Genomic DNA, 15,303 nt, shown 5'->3' with positions numbered 1-15,303 from the left:
CTTCCGGATCGGCGCCCGACAAGGTGAAATCATCGGTGTGGCAGATGCCGGTCGCCTTGACCTCGACCAGCACCTCGCCGGCCCGAGGACCTTCGAGCTCGACTTCGGTCACAACAAGGGGTTTTCCGGCTTGGACAGCCAGAGCAGCGCGTGTGCGCATGAAATGCCTCCCGGTAACAGCGTTATGTAAGGGTCGCCTTATGGGGCCTTGTCTGCAGATTACCGACGGGCCAAGCGCAATGACAATTGCGACCTTAGTGTGTAAATCGCGGCCTTTGGCTTCTCTCTGGGTGCGCCTATACTGACGCTCGTTCGGACACGGAGATACGTAAGATGAGAGCCGCATGTCACGCGCTCGGTCTGGCATTCTGCCTGGCGCAAGCTCCCGGCATTGCAGGTGCGGCGGATTTTTCCGATCCCGACTGGCCCTGCATTCAGCGCAAGGTCGAGAACCTCTCGGCGAGCTTGATGTGGCCGGCGCCGGTAACCCGAGCGCCACTCAAACCTGCGGCAAGCGATCTGGTGGCGATTCTGTCGCTTCGCCGGGTGACCCTGGGAGAGGCAGCGGCCCATGTTCAGGCTTTCGTCGAGGAGAATGCTCCGGTGGACGGCCAGCTGCTCGGCAATATCTTCTACGGCGTGTTTGATAATCTCGCCGATACCCGGCAACGGCTGATGGCGGGGATTGCCCGCTATTCCCGCAGCCAGGTCGCGCTGGCCTACCGGATCGACGGCAGTCGTGTCGAGATGGCGAAGCTCTCGGGCGAAGGAAAGCCGGATTTCGACCGTATCGACAAGCTGGAGGAACAGATCGACTGGGATGAGCGTATCTACCGCGATCGCTCGCAGGCCCTCACTTATGTCTGCGAAACGCCGGTGCTTCTTGAAAAGCGCGCCTATGCCATTGCCCAGATCCTGCTCAAGCACACGCCGGATTGACCATACCGCTACGGGTCCCACTCCAGCTCCGTGTAGGCCGCCGTGGCATTTCGCGGGTTGAAGAGATCGAACATATGCCATCGGCCCGCTTCGCTCCGGCCTATTGCCTCGCTCGCCGGCCCGAGCGCCAGGCCGGCCTCAAGCGCCCTCTTCGTATCGGCCTCCAGCACGCCGAGATAACGCTCGAGCGGCTCAGCCGCCTGCGGCCAGTCGAGGAGCGGCCCGCCATGACCGGGCACGACCCGGCGTGCAGGAAGCCCCTTCATCTGCGAAAGCACGGCAAGCCAGCCGCGCAGCGAGCCGTCGAGAGCGGGCGTATGCCTGTCAAACAGCAGATCACCGGCGAAAAGGATGCCGGAGGTCCGGTCGAAAACCGTCAGATCGGTGGCGGTATGCGCTAATGGCCACGCGCGCAGCTCCAGCAGCCTGTCGCCCAGGTCGAGCACTTCCTGTTTTGCGATCACCCGATCGGGCACGAGTGCCCTGGTGCCGAGGAACGCCGGCCCGCCGATCAGCCGGGCAAAGTTTGCCCGGTACGTTTCGGCACGATCGGCAAGCGCCCGCGGCAGGTTGGCCTGGCCGAGGATCGTCGCCCCGGCCTCGCGAAGTGGCTCGGCGCCGAAAACGTGATCCGGATGCATATGCGTGAGGATCAGATGGGTAATCGGCAGGGCACTTTTTTCGCGGATTGCCAGATAGACCTCCTCGCCCACGTTGCGCGAGCCGCCGGCATCGATCACGGCAATGCTGCGCGATCCGACAACGAAAGCGATGTTGGAAACATCGCCGGCATTGGTCGGGTCCGGCTCCGCCACCGAGCCGCGATGCACGAAGACGCCCGGAGCCACCTCGCTGAAGGCGAGGACCGAGGCAGGCCGCGGCATGCAGAATGGCAAGCCCTCCTCCTTGGCGCCTGCGACCGGCTGGCGCGGAGCTCTTCGCAATGCACGCTCGCAGGCTGCTTTGGTCTCGGCCGCGAAGCCGGGCAGCAGTGCGGCCCGGCATGTCTCACCCGGCAGCGATGCTTCGGGGGCGGCGGCCGCAAGCATGCACATTGTCACGAACGCTTCGAACACTGTCCAACCTCCCGTTGCCAGCGATCTCAAATGCCTGCTTCGGCGGCTAAACGCGTGGCGTTCAAGCGAATTCACGCAACGCGCTTTACATCTTTGTTTTTGCGCATGTCGCTGTCGGAAAGCCGCTGCACACTTTTTGGGCGGCGTGCATTGGTCCGCAACACATCCGAAAGGCTCGGTTATGATCGTTGGCATTTCGTCCTATGCTGACGAGTGTCCGACGCGGCGTCGTGCCTGTCCTTGAAAAGGGGACCTTGAACCATGAAGCTCATGCTCACGGCATTTTCCGTCATGCTGGCGGCAAGCGTTGCATCCGCCCAGCAGATGACACCCGACAATCCGCTTGTCGAAAGCCCCACCTGGAACGAGCTGAAGGAAGATATCGTCGGCAAGACGGCCCTCATCGACGGGGCCGCCCTGTTCTCCGTCACGGCCCCCTACCGCGCCAACGACGCCGCAACAGTGCCCGTCACCATTGAGCAAAAGGAGCCTGCGGCCGGGCCGATCGATTCAATCAAGCTGGTGATCGATGAGAACCCCGCGCCGCTGGCGGCGGAAATTCGCTTCGGCCCGTCCATGGCGCCGCTCAAATTCGAAACCCGCGTCCGCGTTAATCAGTATTCCAACATCCGCGCCATTGCCGAGACGCCGAAGGGAACCTTCATGACCGGCCGTTTCGTAAAGGCCTCCGGCGGCTGCTCGGCGCCAGCCACGAAGGATCCCGTCGCGGCCCTGAACGGCATGGGAGAGATGCGGCTGAAACTCTTCGATGGCAAGGAATCTTTATCGAACAATCGCCGTGAGGCGCAGATCATGATCCGCCATCCGAACTATTCCGGCCTTCAGCGCGACCAGATCACCCAATTGTTCATCGGCGCGAATTTCATCGCCCAGCTTGAGGTGAAGCAGGGCGACGAACTGCTGTTTGCGGTCAACGGCGGGATTTCGGTCAGCGAGAATCCGGTGTTTCGCTTCAGCTATACCGACAACGGCGCACCGAACATCAGCGTCCATGCCGTCGACACGGATGGCAACGTCTTCGACCGCGTTTTGCCGAAGACACCGCCCGCCTGAACTCCTCCAAACAATGCAATTCCGGACGGAAGCCGTTACGCTGTTTTTGTGGCATTCCCCTAAAAGCACAGCATCTCCGCCTCCGCCTGGGCGCGTCTCAGATCGGCCACCATCGTGCGGGGTGCGACCGCAGACTTGAACATGGCCACCTGTTCGCCGCCCACCTGCTGGAGCGACAGTACCGCTTCGGCTTCGACATATTTGTCATAGGGCAGGATCGAAGCGATCACATCGATCGAGCAGGCACACTGGTTCAACACCGTCCGGCTCTGGCCGTTGACCGCCATGCAACCGAACACATAGTCGGCCCGCGCTTCCGTCGGATAGTCGTTCAGGCGCTCCGACATGCTCTGCCCGCTGGCCGGCACGGCCGCCGCGGCGATGGCCAGCGCCGTCATGACAGCCCGTATCATGGCCGGCCCTCCTCCCTCGCTTTCAGGGTAATTGCATTTGAATAGCCGGCAGGTGCCCCGCCAGCGGCCGCAGGAACGGTCGCAACGAGCGAATAATACCAGCCGGGAATGTCTTCCGACACGGTGACGGCAAGCGCCAGTTCGGAAAACCGGCCCATCCGCTCGCGTGCCTTGTCATTGACGAACGGCCGGATCGTCACTTCACGCGCAGCGATGTCACGGCTCTGATAGTGCAGTGATTTGGGCACGATTTGCGCATCCCGCAGCAGGGCCTCCTTGATCCGATTGCGCATATAGAAAGGGCTGCCGCCCGATTGAGCGGCGATGTCGGCAAGTACGCTTTCGAGGAAATACATGATCAGGGGGTTGCCGACTGAGGCCGGATAATTGCCAAGCCCGCGGGCCCGTGCGCCCTGATGGAGCGTCAGGGCGACCTTGTCGTCGGGGCTAATCTTTAGCCCGATGCTGAAGCTCCCGGCTGCCGGCCCTTCGACACCAGATATGACCCTGTCGTAGACGAGAGTGCTTTCGCCGCCTTCGCTACCGCCCGGCACTGCCTCGAGGCCCTTCAGCGCCCTCGACGGGAAGAGAAGCTCGTAAGTTTCGGCAGCCGCCAGCGGCCCCTGGCCGAGCCCGAGCAGGAACAGAAGCAGAAGCAGAACACGCATCGCAGGCCTCCCGTGTTGGGGCCGGTTTTCAGGCTCCCGTTTGTTGGCCACAAGCCTAACAATGGCTGCGGCAATGTCACCGGAGACCTTTGTCTGTATTCACGCCACGCGCGCCCGGGTCTTCCAGTCGATCAATGCCCGCAGCCGCACCAGTTGCACCGGCTTGGCGAGAACGGCGAACGACATTTCATTGCCGAGCCTCAGCAGTTCCCGCTGCCGGTTGGCCGACACGATGACCGCCGGGATTTCGACTCCCGCCAGTGCGCGCAGCGTACGGATCGTTTCGACGCCATTGTCGCCGTCGTCCAGCTGATAATCGGCCAGCAGAATGTCGGGCGCCGTGCCGATTTCCTGCATCAGCGCCGCCGCGTCGGCGGTCGAGCCGGCCGCCAGAACGCTCGCCCCCCAGCTCTCCAATATCTGCGTCATCGCGTGAAGCTCGTCGGCATCGTTCTCGACGATCATGACGATGAGATCGAGACTGCCATCGAGCATCGGCTCGATCATCGGATTTTCGCAGGCGCTGGCACGGCCAGGCGCGGCTAGCGGCACCGTGATCGAAAAGACGGAGCCACGGCCGGGCTGCGACACCAGTCGAACGGGATGATCGAGATGCCGGCAGGCCCGCTCGACGATGGACAAGCCAAGTCCCATGCCGGTGCCCCTTTCCGCACCGCTCGCTCGGGTGAATTCGTTGAAGATCCGCGTCTGGTCCTCCTCCGAAATGCCGATGCCGGTATCCCACACTTCGATCCGCAGCCGATCGCCGCGCGGGCGGCAACCAACCAGCACACGGCCTCGCTCTGTGTACTGGATAGCGTTGACCACCAGGTTCTGGATGCAGCGCATCAGGTAGCGCTGGTCGCTGGTCACCCAGCGCGTAGAAGGGACGATCCGGAGACCTATCCCCTTCTCTGTCGCCAAGGGTGCCAGATCCTCGGCGAGGCCCTGCAGCAGGCTTCCGAGATCGAATGACGTGATGTTGAACTCGGCCCCCGAACTGTCGAGGCGCGAAATATCGAGAAGCGCCTGCAGAAGCGATTCGATCGAGGTGAAGGACCGATTGAGCCGACTGACCACATCCTTCGCGCCCGGTTGTCCCGCCGTCTCCGTCAACATCGAGAGATAGAGCTTCGCGGCGTTGATCGGCTGAAGAAGGTCATGGCTGGCTGCCGCCAGAAAGCGGGTCTTGGATGTGTGGGCCGCTTCGGCCGCCTCCTTAGCCTGCCGAAGCGCGCCTTCGATCTTCGTTTGCTCATCGGCGTGAATCTTGAGCAGGCGATTGGCCTCGATCAGTTCGGCTGTCCGCTCCTGGACCCGTTGCTCCAGAAGCGCCGCTGCCTGGGTCTCCATCGTCACGTCCATGATCGATACGATGAACCCGTCGTCAGGCAACGAACGGATGCGAACGTCGAGGCTCATCCCATCGCTCCGCCTGAACCGCTCCTGCACCGACTCGCCGCGACGCATGGCCTTGAACCAGCCGGCAAATTGAGAGCGGCCGCCCTTGCGGTCGAGAATCTCATGGCGTTCGACATGTTCGACAATACGCTGGAAGCGACTTCCCTTCTTCAGAAGCAAAAGCGGCACGCCGAGAAGCTCGCCGAAGCGCTCGTTGCGGACCAGCAATTCGCCGCGCGACGAAAACGTGCAGATGCCGAGCGACATGTGATCGAAAGCGGCCTGCAGGAAATGGGCTTGCTGGTCGATCAGCCGGTTCTTCTCGCGCCGGTTCTCCCGCACGATGTCGGTGATTTCGGTCTGCAATACGGCGATGTTGCCGGAACTGGTCTGCCGGTAGGAAATCTGGAACCAGCGGTCGTTCCTGAGAACCATCACGAAGGAGGAAAAGCGCTGACCGGGCCTCTGCTCCTTCGCCGCCGGCTGCGGGCGGCCGATAACTCCGCTGTCGCTGCGGTTCAGATACTTGCTGGCGCTGACGGCAGCGAGATAATCGTCGAAACCGAGGCCCGGCTTGATCAGCGGCTCGATATCGGGAAGCAAGTGGCGGAACTGGGTGTTGCAGACCTGCAATCGCTCTTCGGAGAAGAGCGCGAAGCCACCTTCCATTGCCACCATGGCATCGGCAAGATTTCTCTGAATGCGCTCCTGCGCCTGATAGGCGATCTCCAGCTCGCTCGACGCCTTGCCGAGCGTGTCGAGGGCCTTTTCGAGATCCTTGGTCTTCTCCCAGACCTCCGCCTGCAGGGCGATGGCCGATTCGAAGAGCGAATAGGCGGAGCTGCCGACTTCATGACCGCGCTCGGCCCGATTGATCAGGGCCTCAATGATCTTCGCCTGTTTGGCGATCTGGATCTCGTAGGGTTCGTCCGGATTGATCACAGCGGCGCGCCTCCATCTGGCCGGAAAAAGGCGACGCCGACAAAGGTCTGGTTCACATGTACCCCGAGATGCTGCTCGCCATAGGTGCTGAAGCCGACGACCCGGCGTTGGCGGAAATGCTCCGACGCCTCCCCATCCAGGCCCTTGCGCTCGATCTCCAGCTTGCGCAGGTAGCAGTCGAAACCCAGAATGAAATCGGGCGCTTCACCGCCCTTGTCGCTGACGGCAAGCCCGGTATCGAGCGTGCGGATGATTTCCTTGCCGCGACCGAGCGTCAACAGCAGACCGTCGTCGATCGCCGAAAGGAAAGTGAGGCCATGTTCGCCCTGGATCTGCTGGATCGCCCGCACATGGTAGAGGTTCCGATTGCGCACCAGAACGGGGTTCTCGGCGAAAATCGTCGGCGACAACTCGGCAACCGGCACCTTGACGAGGCGAGCATACTCCTGTGCTGCCGGTGAGCCGTTTATCTCCAGAACGAGCCGCTCTTCCGGGACCGCGCGGGTAACCACCATGCGCTCTTCCGTGGGCTGGAAATGGTCGAAGCCCAGACCGCTAAAGGTCAGATCGGTTTCCAGCAGAAGAAGAAGCGCGGCATTGCTGTGGAACTCTCCATTGTGCAGCACCTGCGTGCGCTCGAACCGCAACCCGTCGCCCGCCGACCCGCCAAATACGGGAATGTCCTTCAGCCCGGCCTCCAAGGCTGCCACCAGGATATCCTCCTGTTTGGACAATCCGTCGGCAAAGATCAGGGCAAGCCGCTTCCGTCCCGGCGTTGCGCGAAACTGCGTGGCGAGCCGCTCGGTCTGCGACACCACGTCGGCAATCGAAACCGGCGAAATCGGTTTGAACAGGGTGGAGGCCACCCGAAAGTGACGCCGCTCGAATGCGATCGCGAGCAAGGCGCTGTCTTCATACCCCCGAGAGGTGATCTGGCCGGCCGTCGTACAGCCGAAGACAACAGTGTTCGGTAACGACCTTCGAAGAGCATTGGCAAGGGCGTCCGGCTGCAGCCTGCTTGGCAAGAACAGAAGGACGAAGCTTGGTCTTGCCGTGGCGAGCTGCTGCCTGATTTCGGCCAGGGCAACGGCCGCATCGTCGGCACGCGACACGGCGATCCGCACCGCCTCCGCAGGTTTGCGATCAAGATCGTCGACAGCTGTCAGCACCGTCTCCTCCACTTCCAAGCCCGCGCCCTGTGCGGCACCTTACTGCAGGCTATGGCGGATCGAGACTTCGCGCACCAGCATTGCCGCCTGCGTGCGATTATGCACGCCGAGTCGCCGCAGAAGCGCGGTGATGTGCGCTTTGACGGTCGCCTCGGCCAGTTGCATCTCATAGGCGATCAGCTTGTTCGGCATTCCTTCGCAGATCAGCCCCAGAATGCGCGTCTGCTGTTGAGACAGATGGGCAATCTTGCGCGAAATCGTTTCCACCGATCCTTCCGTGGCCGGGGTGCGGGCCGGCATCGTGTAGCCGGATGGCACATAGGTCTTGCCGCTCCAGATGTCCTGCATCGCCTCCTGGAAATTCTGACGTCCGATATCCTTGGGAATGAAACCCGCGGCACCGGCGGCAATGACCGACTGGACGACGCCTTTGGACGTGATCGCGGAGATCACGATCACCGGGATATCAGGCGTCTTTTCCTTGATCTTCAGAAAACCGCTCAGACCTGACGCATCGGGCAGGTTCAGATCGAGCATGATCAGATCGGGTGAAAACCGCATCCGCAATTGCTGTAGTGCTTCACCCAATGAAGTCGCTGTTCGGATTCGGCGCGTGTTGAAGGTGCTTTCCATCGTCGCGGCCAGAGCGTCGCAATAGAGCGGATGATCATCGATCACCAAGGCCGATTTTATCGAAAGCGAAGGGACGGACAAAGCGGTCCGCGACATGGCTTCCTCCCAAAATACTTCCTAGCCAAGGGAGCAGCCTCAACCGACTCTGGACATCACCTGAAATATCTCTGCTCCCATGCCGCCACGCTCTCCCCAGCACGGCGCGAGGCATTTTGTCGCATAGATTTCCAAGCCAGGCAATGGCGAGTGCGGACAGCCGCAGTACTGCACCATCCGCATTTCGCGTTCAAAAGTGGGAAATCGGCCGCAAAGCGCCCGAGGAAGAGCCGCCGACTCTCGCAAGCGCGTCCGTCCCTGGGCTTCTCCGGAAACTGCCCTACCTGCTTAACAATGCTTCCACAGGGAAGGCAGCACTGTGCTCAAGTGGGATCTCATTTTCTGATGATTTCATCGATTTCGGCGTTTCTCGCCCTCTCGGGCATTCCTGCCGACGACGACGGTCATCGCCGTGGTCCTATTCTGTTCGGCCGCGGCGCCGCTGCTGATTTTCCCAGCCCTTGCCCTGGCGACCACGATTGCCGGACCGCTCACAGCCAGCTGGTCTGCGGGGACCGAGGTCCTGCGGCGGGCCTCAGCGGTCACGGCAGGGAGGCACGATGCTGAGGTTTTCTCGGAGGCTCGACCAGGATGGGGCAGCAGCAAGCTCGTCGGCGCAAGCCGCTTTCATGCAGACGTCGGCCAGAGCGCAGCCCAGGCTCCCGACGCTCGCGGCAACGGCTGCCGCGGTGGCCGTTCTCTATTTCGCCCGCGAGGTCTTCCTGCCGCTAGCCATTGCCATTCTACTCACTTTCGCGCTCGCGCCCCTGATTTCGAAATTGCGCAGGGCCGGCTGCCCGCGTTCAGTTGCCGTCATCGGCAGCGTGACTGCAGCCTTTCTGTTCCTATCCGCCTTCAGCATCGTCGTCGCCATGCAGATCAGCGAAGTGGCGCAGAACCTGCCGACCTATCAATACAACATCGTCGAGAAGATCAGGACGTTAAAAGAAGCGGGATCGGAGAACCAGATCCTCGATCGCCTCAGTCGCGCCATGGAGAGGATCGGAACGGAAATCAGCCGACCCAAACCCGAAACCCGCGTTTCGCCCGAACCGGAACCCGAGCGCAAACCGCTTCTCGTGGAGATATTTTCTCCACAGCGCCCGCTCGAGATGCTGAGGAACGTTGTAAATCCGCTGATCGGGCCGTTGGCCACAACCGGTCTCGTCATCGTGGTCGTCATTTTCATGCTTTTCGAAAGGGAGGACCTGCGCGATCGCTTCATCCGGCTGGTCGGCTACGGCGATCTGCACCGTACGACCGAAGCCCTGCAGGATGCCGGCGCACGGGTCGGCCAATATCTGCTCATGCAGCTCGTGGTGAACATTACCTACGGCATTCCGCTCGCCGCCGGTCTCTGGTTGCTCGGCATACCCAACGCGATCCTCTGGGGGATGCTTGCGATCGTCTTGCGTTTCGTTCCCTATATCGGTCCGGTCATTGCCGCGGCGCTGCCACTGTTCCTCGCTTTTGCGGCGACACCAGGCTGGAGCCTGTTGGCTTGGACGGCGGCACTGTTCATCGTACTAGAGCTTCTCAGCAACAATGTTGTCGAGCCTTGGCTCTACGGTTCGCGCACCGGCCTGTCGCCGCTTGCGATCATCGTTGCCGCAATCTTCTGGACCTGGCTCTGGGGTCCGGTCGGATTGGTGCTGTCGACGCCGCTGACCGTTTGTCTCGTCGTTCTCGGGCGCCATGTCCCGCAGTTCGAGTTCCTGGAAATACTCTTGGGCAACGAGCCCGTTCTCGACCCGAAGGAGCGCCTATACCAGCGTCTGCTTGCCGGTGATCCGGATGAGGCAACGGACAATGCGGAGGAAATGCTGGAAGAGAAATATCTGGTCGAGTTCTATGAGACCGCGGCGATTCCGGCTCTGCTCCTTGCCGAGCGTGACCGGGCGCGGGGAGCGTTGACGGATGCACAGGTCGCGCAGTTTGCCGAGAGCGCGCGCACGCTCGTTGCCAATCTCGAGGAAATTGCGAGCGAGGAGGAAGGCGAGGAGGAGGATGTCAGCGCGCAAGATGCGGAAGACGACGATCAGGCTCGCGAATACGACCTGCCGCTGGGAGAGGGGAAATCCGTCCTTTGCTTAGGTGGGCGCGGTGAACTCGATGACGTGTCTGCCTCCATGCTGTCTCAGATCATCCGGATTCAGGGTGCGGAGGTCGCTTCCGCGAGCCACGAAGACCTCAAGCCGGGCAAAATCAGAACTCTTGCCTTCGAAGGGCGTAACGCCATTGTCGTGAGCTTCCTCGATCAGGATTCCCTGCGACACGCCAAATTCATCGTGCGCCGGCTAAAACGTCTCGCCCCTGCGACCCGGATCGGCATTGTACTTTGGCAAGAGAATGGTCAATGGCAAACCGATGCAAGAGTCCTCGTCGATGAGTTGCAGGCGGACTTCGCGGTATCTGCGATCGTTGAGGCGGTTCGGGAAGCTTTGTCGGACGAAGCACCCCGACCGATCACGTTGCCGCACCCGAAAATCGCTCGCCGCTCTCGCAAGGGGAAGGGTACCGACATCGAAGAGACGTCCGCAGGACCAAGCGTTGGATAAAAGTCTTCAGGGGCGCGGAAGCGCTCGCTTCTGACCAGACGCAGTCACGTAGCGCAACGGCGAGAAAATGGACGAAAGCCGAAGCCGGCTTTTGGGGACTAGTCGCTTGACGCGGCCGCCGCTTGAATCGCCAAAACGAGAATTAGGGCGATCAGAAAGACAATGTGATTGGGCGACTTCGTTCGCCAATGACTTACCCTAGATAGCGGCAAGGAATGGCAAGAACAAAAAGTTGACGCGGCCGTCAATGTCCGGTAGTGAGAAAACATCGATACTTTGTTTGCCGATATTTGTTTTTGCTGCGCCTCGCGCCTCTTGACGAACTTCCCTCTTTCAAAAGTCGAAAAAACCCGCTGCGCGTCGCTCAGCGGTGATCAATGTTGCTAAGAAAGGGTTCGTTATGACCACTGGCACAGTTAGATGGTTTAATTCCACCAAAGGTTTCGGCTTCATCCAACCTGACGACGGCAGTGCCGATGTGTTCGTTCACATCTCGGCTGTCGAGCGCGCAGGACTGAATTCGATCGTAGAAGGCCAGAAGCTCGGCTTCGAGCTCGAGCGAGACAAAAAGTCGGGCAAGATGTCCGCAGGCCAGCTCCGCGCTGCCTAAGGCTTTTGGCCGCCGATGACCACGGATGTACTGGCATGGCGGCAGGAAGTTTGAAAGGGCCAGGCGGATGTCTGGCCTTTTTGTGTTCTGAGGGGCTATCTGCCGGCACGACATCCGCGTCTCCTTTCTGAGGACGGCTGGAAAGCTCGTGACCGAGAATCAAAGGAATTTCTATTGAAGCACCCGAACGACAATGGCTTTGTCGAACGCCGTAACGCTGCTGCAAAAGCCAAGCGTCGGCTTCTGGCAAAATTCGTCTCCGCTCCCAAGGAAACTGATGCGGACATGCAGGAGCGACTTGCCATCCGCAAAGCGGTGGCGGTTGCACGCGAGGTCCGTCGGGCCGAACGCCAGGCGCTGAAGACTGCCGAAAACGAGCGCTTGCTAGCGGAGACCGCAGTAGCAATCTCGGCGGCCGAGGCCGAGGAGAGGAAAGAAGCCGAGACCCGGCGGGCTGAAATTGCCAATCGCGCTTTACGCGGTGTGGCCGACGAAGCTGCCCGCAAAGCCGAGCGCGATCGCCGTTATGCGGCACGCAAGGCCCGTCAGGCCTGACACTTTCAACCGTTGCGCCTGAAATCGGGCGCAAATCGAAGACCGGACTGATTATTGCCAGGCAAGGAAATACGGACAGTTTGATGAATGCACATATCTACCCACCGGCCCCACTTGTTGAAGAGAATGCGGGAGCATGGCTGAAGACCCTTGCTAAATACCGTCAGCCCCGCATCGGGCGCAGCGTCTTCGAGCTTCTTGTCACCGTCATCCCGTTCGCCGGCTTCTGGGCCATCGCCTATTTTTCCCTCGCTCACGGGTTCTGGTTCGGGCTGATCGCAATCATTCCGGCCGCAGCCTTCCTCCTGCGGCTTTTTATGATCCAGCACGACTGCGGCCACGGCTCGTTCTTCGCTCGTCGCCGGCTCGACGATTGGACAGGACGCGCCATCGGCGTGCTTACGCTAACGCCGTACGATTACTGGCGCCGGGCGCACGCCGCTCATCACGCCTCGGCCGGCAATCTGGACGAGCGGGGCGTCGGCGACATCACCACGCTCACGATCTCAGAATATCGCGCACTTTCTCCGATGAAGCGCTTGGGCTATCGCGTGTACCGGCACCCGCTCGTGATGTTCGGCATCGGCCCGGCCTGGCTCTTCCTCTTCAAGCAACGCCTGCCGTTCGGAATGATGAACGGAGGGGCGCTGCCCTGGATCTCCACCATGGCGACGAACGTTGCGATCGTGATGTGCGCCGCCTTAATGGCTTGGACGATTGGTCTCCTGCCTTTCCTCTTGATCCACCTGCCGATCGTGCTTTTGTCGGGCGCGGCCGGCATCTGGCTCTTCTATGTCCAGCATCAGTTTGAAGAAACGCACTGGTCGGCCGGCGAGGATTGGCACTTTCCCCAGGCGGCCCTTCACGGCGCATCCCACTATGACCTGCCGTTGGTGCTGCGATGGTTGACCGGCAATATCGGCATTCATCACGTGCACCACCTGTCGAGCAGGATCCCTTACTATAGATTGCCGGAAGTTCTGCGCGACCACCCACAACTCGCAGGTATCGGCCGCATCACTCTTTGGGAGAGCGTGAAATGCGTTAAGCTCGTCCTTTGGGATGACACACGCCGGAAACTCGTTTCATTCCACGATGCCGTCAATGCGGGCGTTCGCCCGTAAGAGGCGACTTCCGGGCCCGCGCCCGATGTTCACACCCCGACGACCCTGCGGTGAGGCGACGTTACGGTCTCGCCGCATCGTCATAATAGGTTTCGACAAATGACGCGGTCCTCACGATCCCGCCCGGTATCGGGCGCGGCGAACACGCGCCGCTGCTTGATGTCCCCGTTCGCCGGTTCCATTCTACTATCCCGTGCGCCACCGGCAGCCGCTGAAGCTCCGCGCCTTGGTCGAATACGTCCGGAAATCGAGAAAGTCCTAGGAACGCCCGAAGGACATCCGCTCGGCGCCATGGACAATGGCGAAGGAATATCTCCGCAGGCAGCGGGCGGGGGTCAGCCGCTCAGTCCGCACTACCGCTCACATCATCCATTTGGGCGCGAACGCGTGCAGGGCGGAATTCACCTGTCCGCAATGGACAGGCGGCAAGCTTGGCTCGGACAGGAGAAAGCCCTGTACATGTGTTGCTCCAGCCGCTTTTGCAGCCTCGAACTGGGCATATGTCTCGATGCCCTCGACGATGACGGTCGATGCGGCGCAGGAGGCCAAGCCGACCATGTGCCAAAGGAACCGCTCCATCTCATGGCCGCGGCGTTGCACGAAAAACCCGTCGATCTTCACGATGTCCGCGGGAATGGCCAGAAGCGTTTCGGGAGTCGAATAGCCGGTGCCGAAGTCGTCTATCGCAACCTTATATCCCAGTTTCCGGACGTTCTGAAGCAGGTCGGCCGCGGCGGAGAGCGTCGCGACCGGCAGACTCTCCGTTATTTCGAGAACCAGCCGCGGAGCCATCGCACTGTGCTGAGAGAGCAGATCGTACAATAGGGCCCAGCTTTCTTTGTCGGCAATATTTTCGACCGAGATGTTGCAGCCCAAAGCACCTGTTGGATGACAAGCCAGCCAGTCGAATGCGAGATCAATGACATGCCGGTCAAAGGCCGGGGCGCGCCCCGACGCCTCAAGAAAGGCTATGAATTCACCGCTGGTTCTGATTGTGCCGTCAGGCTCCACGAGCCTCCCCAGGCATTCCGAGTAGAGAACTTCGCTCGAATCGTCGATCGCGTTTATTTGCTGCAGGGAAAACCCGATCCGCCCATGTTGCATCGCCTGTGTGACACCACGAACAACATTGTTGAACTTCTGCAAATTCATGGATTGAGCTGCCCCATTCGGATTTAAGGCTGGCAGCGGCGGCCATCGCCGCTGCCAGCTGCACTAAGGTTCAGTTAGCGGTGTCCGTTTCGGGGTCGGTCGGTTCCAGTTCCGGTTCAAGTTCCGGCTCCGGAAGTGTCTCGCGAATCTGGTCGATTTTGCCGACCGCCGGCCCGACGCCGAGTATGTCTTTGGCCTCGGCGAGGGTCTCGTCGGTCACGACTTCCCCCTTTGTAAAGCTCTCGAGCGCCTCGCGGAGTGCTTCATCGCCCAAGGCCGGATCGGTCGGAATTGCGTCAGGGCCGTTCTCAGCCTCGAACTCGGCATAAGCGATCGCATAGGCCGAAATGGCCGCCATGCGAGGGTCGCTGGAGTTCAAATAGGCATGATAGTTCCGGTTCAGCGAACTAAGGCCCGCCGTACCGGAAACGGTGCTCTTCAGCTTGGCCGTGGCCAGCTTTTCCGTTTTCACCGCCGTCGCTGCCTTGACCGTCGCACCGGATTTCTTGCGCGTGATGACCGATTTCTGCGAGGTGCCCCGGCTATTGCTACCTTTCGTGCTCGTCTGTGCCTTGCCTGACTTACCCGAGCTCGAATGCCCGCCGCCGTGGCCTCCGCCGTGGCCGCCACCGTTTCCACCTCCCCCGCCGCCGTTTCCACCGCCGTTGCCACCCTTGGCAAAGGCAATGCTCGGTGTACCGACGACGGCGACTGCCACAGGGGCGACGGCGATGGCCAGTGCGACAAAGCTTCGCCCGATTACTTTGGAAATGGTCATAAAGTCCTCCATGTCGTTCGATGTTCGCGGCTCCGCTACCGGTGAAGCCGATCGAACCGCTTGCGTATTGATGCAACGTTAACTTGCGCCGCGTGAACGCACCACCATCTTCGGA

The 15,303-nt window shown here is 60.9% G+C and carries 14 protein-coding genes and 1 pseudogene; 6 read left to right on the top strand and 9 right to left on the bottom strand.

The features are described 5' to 3' along the window. Nucleotides 1-160, bottom strand: a pseudogene (locus tag QN219_RS29250) (S-(hydroxymethyl)glutathione dehydrogenase); the annotation flags it as partial. A 173-nt stretch (nt 161-333) separates the two neighbouring features. On the opposite strand from QN219_RS29250, the gene QN219_RS29245 reads away from it, so the two are divergent. Then, the gene (locus QN219_RS29245; protein WP_284003865.1) at nt 334-939 is read left to right on the top strand and encodes a hypothetical protein; all 606 of its coding nucleotides are present in this window, start codon (nt 334-336) and stop codon (nt 937-939) included. A gap of 8 nt (nt 940-947) precedes the next feature. Here QN219_RS29245 and QN219_RS29240 read toward each other — a convergent pair whose 3' ends face one another. Next, nucleotides 948-2,015, bottom strand: a complete 1,068-nt coding sequence (locus tag QN219_RS29240; RefSeq protein ID WP_284003863.1) for a quinoprotein relay system zinc metallohydrolase 2 — start codon at nt 2,013-2,015, stop codon at nt 948-950. Nucleotides 2,016-2,276: 261 nt separating this feature from the next. Between QN219_RS29240 and QN219_RS29235 the strand changes: the two genes are divergently transcribed. After that, nucleotides 2,277-3,089, top strand: coding sequence for a quinoprotein dehydrogenase-associated SoxYZ-like carrier (locus tag QN219_RS29235; protein WP_284003861.1), 813 nt, complete (start codon nt 2,277-2,279; stop codon nt 3,087-3,089). A gap of 59 nt (nt 3,090-3,148) precedes the next feature. Here the strand turns inward: QN219_RS29235 and QN219_RS29230 are convergent, their stop codons facing one another. The 5 genes from QN219_RS29230 to QN219_RS29210 form a co-directional block, all read right to left on the bottom strand. Beyond that, on the bottom strand, nt 3,149-3,502 hold the full coding sequence (locus QN219_RS29230; protein ID WP_284003859.1) for a hypothetical protein: 354 nt from the start codon (nt 3,500-3,502) through the stop codon (nt 3,149-3,151). After that, nucleotides 3,499-4,170 (bottom strand): hypothetical protein, encoded by a 672-nt coding sequence (locus QN219_RS29225; protein WP_284003857.1) that lies wholly within the window; start codon nt 4,168-4,170, stop codon nt 3,499-3,501. The genes QN219_RS29230 and QN219_RS29225 overlap by 4 nt, the downstream gene beginning before the upstream one ends. Before the next feature lie 99 nt (nt 4,171-4,269). After that, nucleotides 4,270-6,513: a PAS-domain containing protein gene (locus QN219_RS29220; RefSeq protein ID WP_284003854.1), complete on the bottom strand. Its 2,244-nt coding sequence runs from the start codon at nt 6,511-6,513 to the stop codon at nt 4,270-4,272. Beyond that, nucleotides 6,510-7,679 (bottom strand): FIST signal transduction protein, encoded by a 1,170-nt coding sequence (locus QN219_RS29215; protein ID WP_289624296.1) that lies wholly within the window; start codon nt 7,677-7,679, stop codon nt 6,510-6,512. The genes QN219_RS29220 and QN219_RS29215 overlap by 4 nt, the downstream gene beginning before the upstream one ends. A gap of 42 nt (nt 7,680-7,721) precedes the next feature. Continuing rightward, the gene (locus tag QN219_RS29210; RefSeq protein ID WP_284003852.1) at nt 7,722-8,411 is read right to left on the bottom strand and encodes a response regulator transcription factor; all 690 of its coding nucleotides are present in this window, start codon (nt 8,409-8,411) and stop codon (nt 7,722-7,724) included. A 560-nt stretch (nt 8,412-8,971) separates the two neighbouring features. On the opposite strand from QN219_RS29210, the gene QN219_RS29205 reads away from it, so the two are divergent. The 4 genes from QN219_RS29205 to QN219_RS29190 all read left to right on the top strand — a co-directional run bounded on the left by QN219_RS29205 (nt 8,972) and on the right by QN219_RS29190 (nt 13,258). Next, nucleotides 8,972-10,969 carry an AI-2E family transporter gene (locus QN219_RS29205; protein ID WP_284003851.1) on the top strand — a complete coding sequence of 666 codons (1,998 nt, stop codon included), beginning with the start codon at nt 8,972-8,974 and terminating at the stop codon, nt 10,967-10,969. 400 nt (nt 10,970-11,369) lie between these two features. Continuing rightward, nucleotides 11,370-11,579: a cold-shock protein gene (locus QN219_RS29200; protein ID WP_284003850.1), complete on the top strand. Its 210-nt coding sequence runs from the start codon at nt 11,370-11,372 to the stop codon at nt 11,577-11,579. Nucleotides 11,580-11,753: 174 nt separating this feature from the next. Next, the gene (locus tag QN219_RS29195; protein ID WP_284003849.1) at nt 11,754-12,134 is read left to right on the top strand and encodes a DUF6481 family protein; all 381 of its coding nucleotides are present in this window, start codon (nt 11,754-11,756) and stop codon (nt 12,132-12,134) included. A gap of 83 nt (nt 12,135-12,217) precedes the next feature. Continuing rightward, on the top strand, nt 12,218-13,258 hold the full coding sequence (locus QN219_RS29190) for a fatty acid desaturase (RefSeq protein WP_284003848.1): 1,041 nt from the start codon (nt 12,218-12,220) through the stop codon (nt 13,256-13,258). Between the two features lie 360 nt (nt 13,259-13,618). Here QN219_RS29190 and QN219_RS29185 read toward each other — a convergent pair whose 3' ends face one another. Continuing rightward, on the bottom strand, nt 13,619-14,410 hold the full coding sequence (locus QN219_RS29185; RefSeq protein ID WP_284003847.1) for an EAL domain-containing protein: 792 nt from the start codon (nt 14,408-14,410) through the stop codon (nt 13,619-13,621). Nucleotides 14,411-14,480: 70 nt separating this feature from the next. Beyond that, complete coding sequence (locus QN219_RS29180) at nt 14,481-15,188, bottom strand: hypothetical protein (protein ID WP_284003846.1); 708 nt, start codon at nt 15,186-15,188, stop codon at nt 14,481-14,483. Nucleotides 15,189-15,303: the final 115 nt, after the last annotated feature.

The organism is Sinorhizobium sp. 8-89, from assembly GCF_030124325.1.
In the GTDB taxonomy this organism is placed as follows: domain Bacteria; phylum Pseudomonadota; class Alphaproteobacteria; order Rhizobiales; family Rhizobiaceae; genus Sinorhizobium.
The sequence above is the reverse complement of the archived record's forward strand: the minus strand, read 5'-3'. Positions and strand labels throughout refer to the sequence as shown.

Excerpts from the sequence above, each read along its gene's own strand:
- QN219_RS29245 (WP_284003865.1), top strand. The coding sequence starts at position 334 with ATGAGAGCCGCATGTCACGCGCTCGGTCTGGCATTCTGCCTGGCGCAA.
- QN219_RS29235 (WP_284003861.1), top strand. The coding sequence starts at position 2,277 with ATGAAGCTCATGCTCACGGCATTTTCCGTCATGCTGGCGGCAAGCGTT.
- QN219_RS29230 (WP_284003859.1), bottom strand. The coding sequence starts at position 3,502 with ATGATACGGGCTGTCATGACGGCGCTGGCCATCGCCGCGGCGGCCGTG.
- QN219_RS29225 (WP_284003857.1), bottom strand. The coding sequence starts at position 4,170 with ATGCGTGTTCTGCTTCTGCTTCTGTTCCTGCTCGGGCTCGGCCAGGGG.
- QN219_RS29210 (WP_284003852.1), bottom strand. The coding sequence starts at position 8,411 with ATGTCGCGGACCGCTTTGTCCGTCCCTTCGCTTTCGATAAAATCGGCC.
- QN219_RS29205 (WP_284003851.1), top strand. The coding sequence starts at position 8,972 with ATGCTGAGGTTTTCTCGGAGGCTCGACCAGGATGGGGCAGCAGCAAGC.
- QN219_RS29200 (WP_284003850.1), top strand. The coding sequence starts at position 11,370 with ATGACCACTGGCACAGTTAGATGGTTTAATTCCACCAAAGGTTTCGGC.
- QN219_RS29190 (WP_284003848.1), top strand. The coding sequence starts at position 12,218 with ATGAATGCACATATCTACCCACCGGCCCCACTTGTTGAAGAGAATGCG.
- QN219_RS29185 (WP_284003847.1), bottom strand. The coding sequence starts at position 14,410 with ATGAATTTGCAGAAGTTCAACAATGTTGTTCGTGGTGTCACACAGGCG.
- QN219_RS29180 (WP_284003846.1), bottom strand. The coding sequence starts at position 15,188 with ATGACCATTTCCAAAGTAATCGGGCGAAGCTTTGTCGCACTGGCCATC.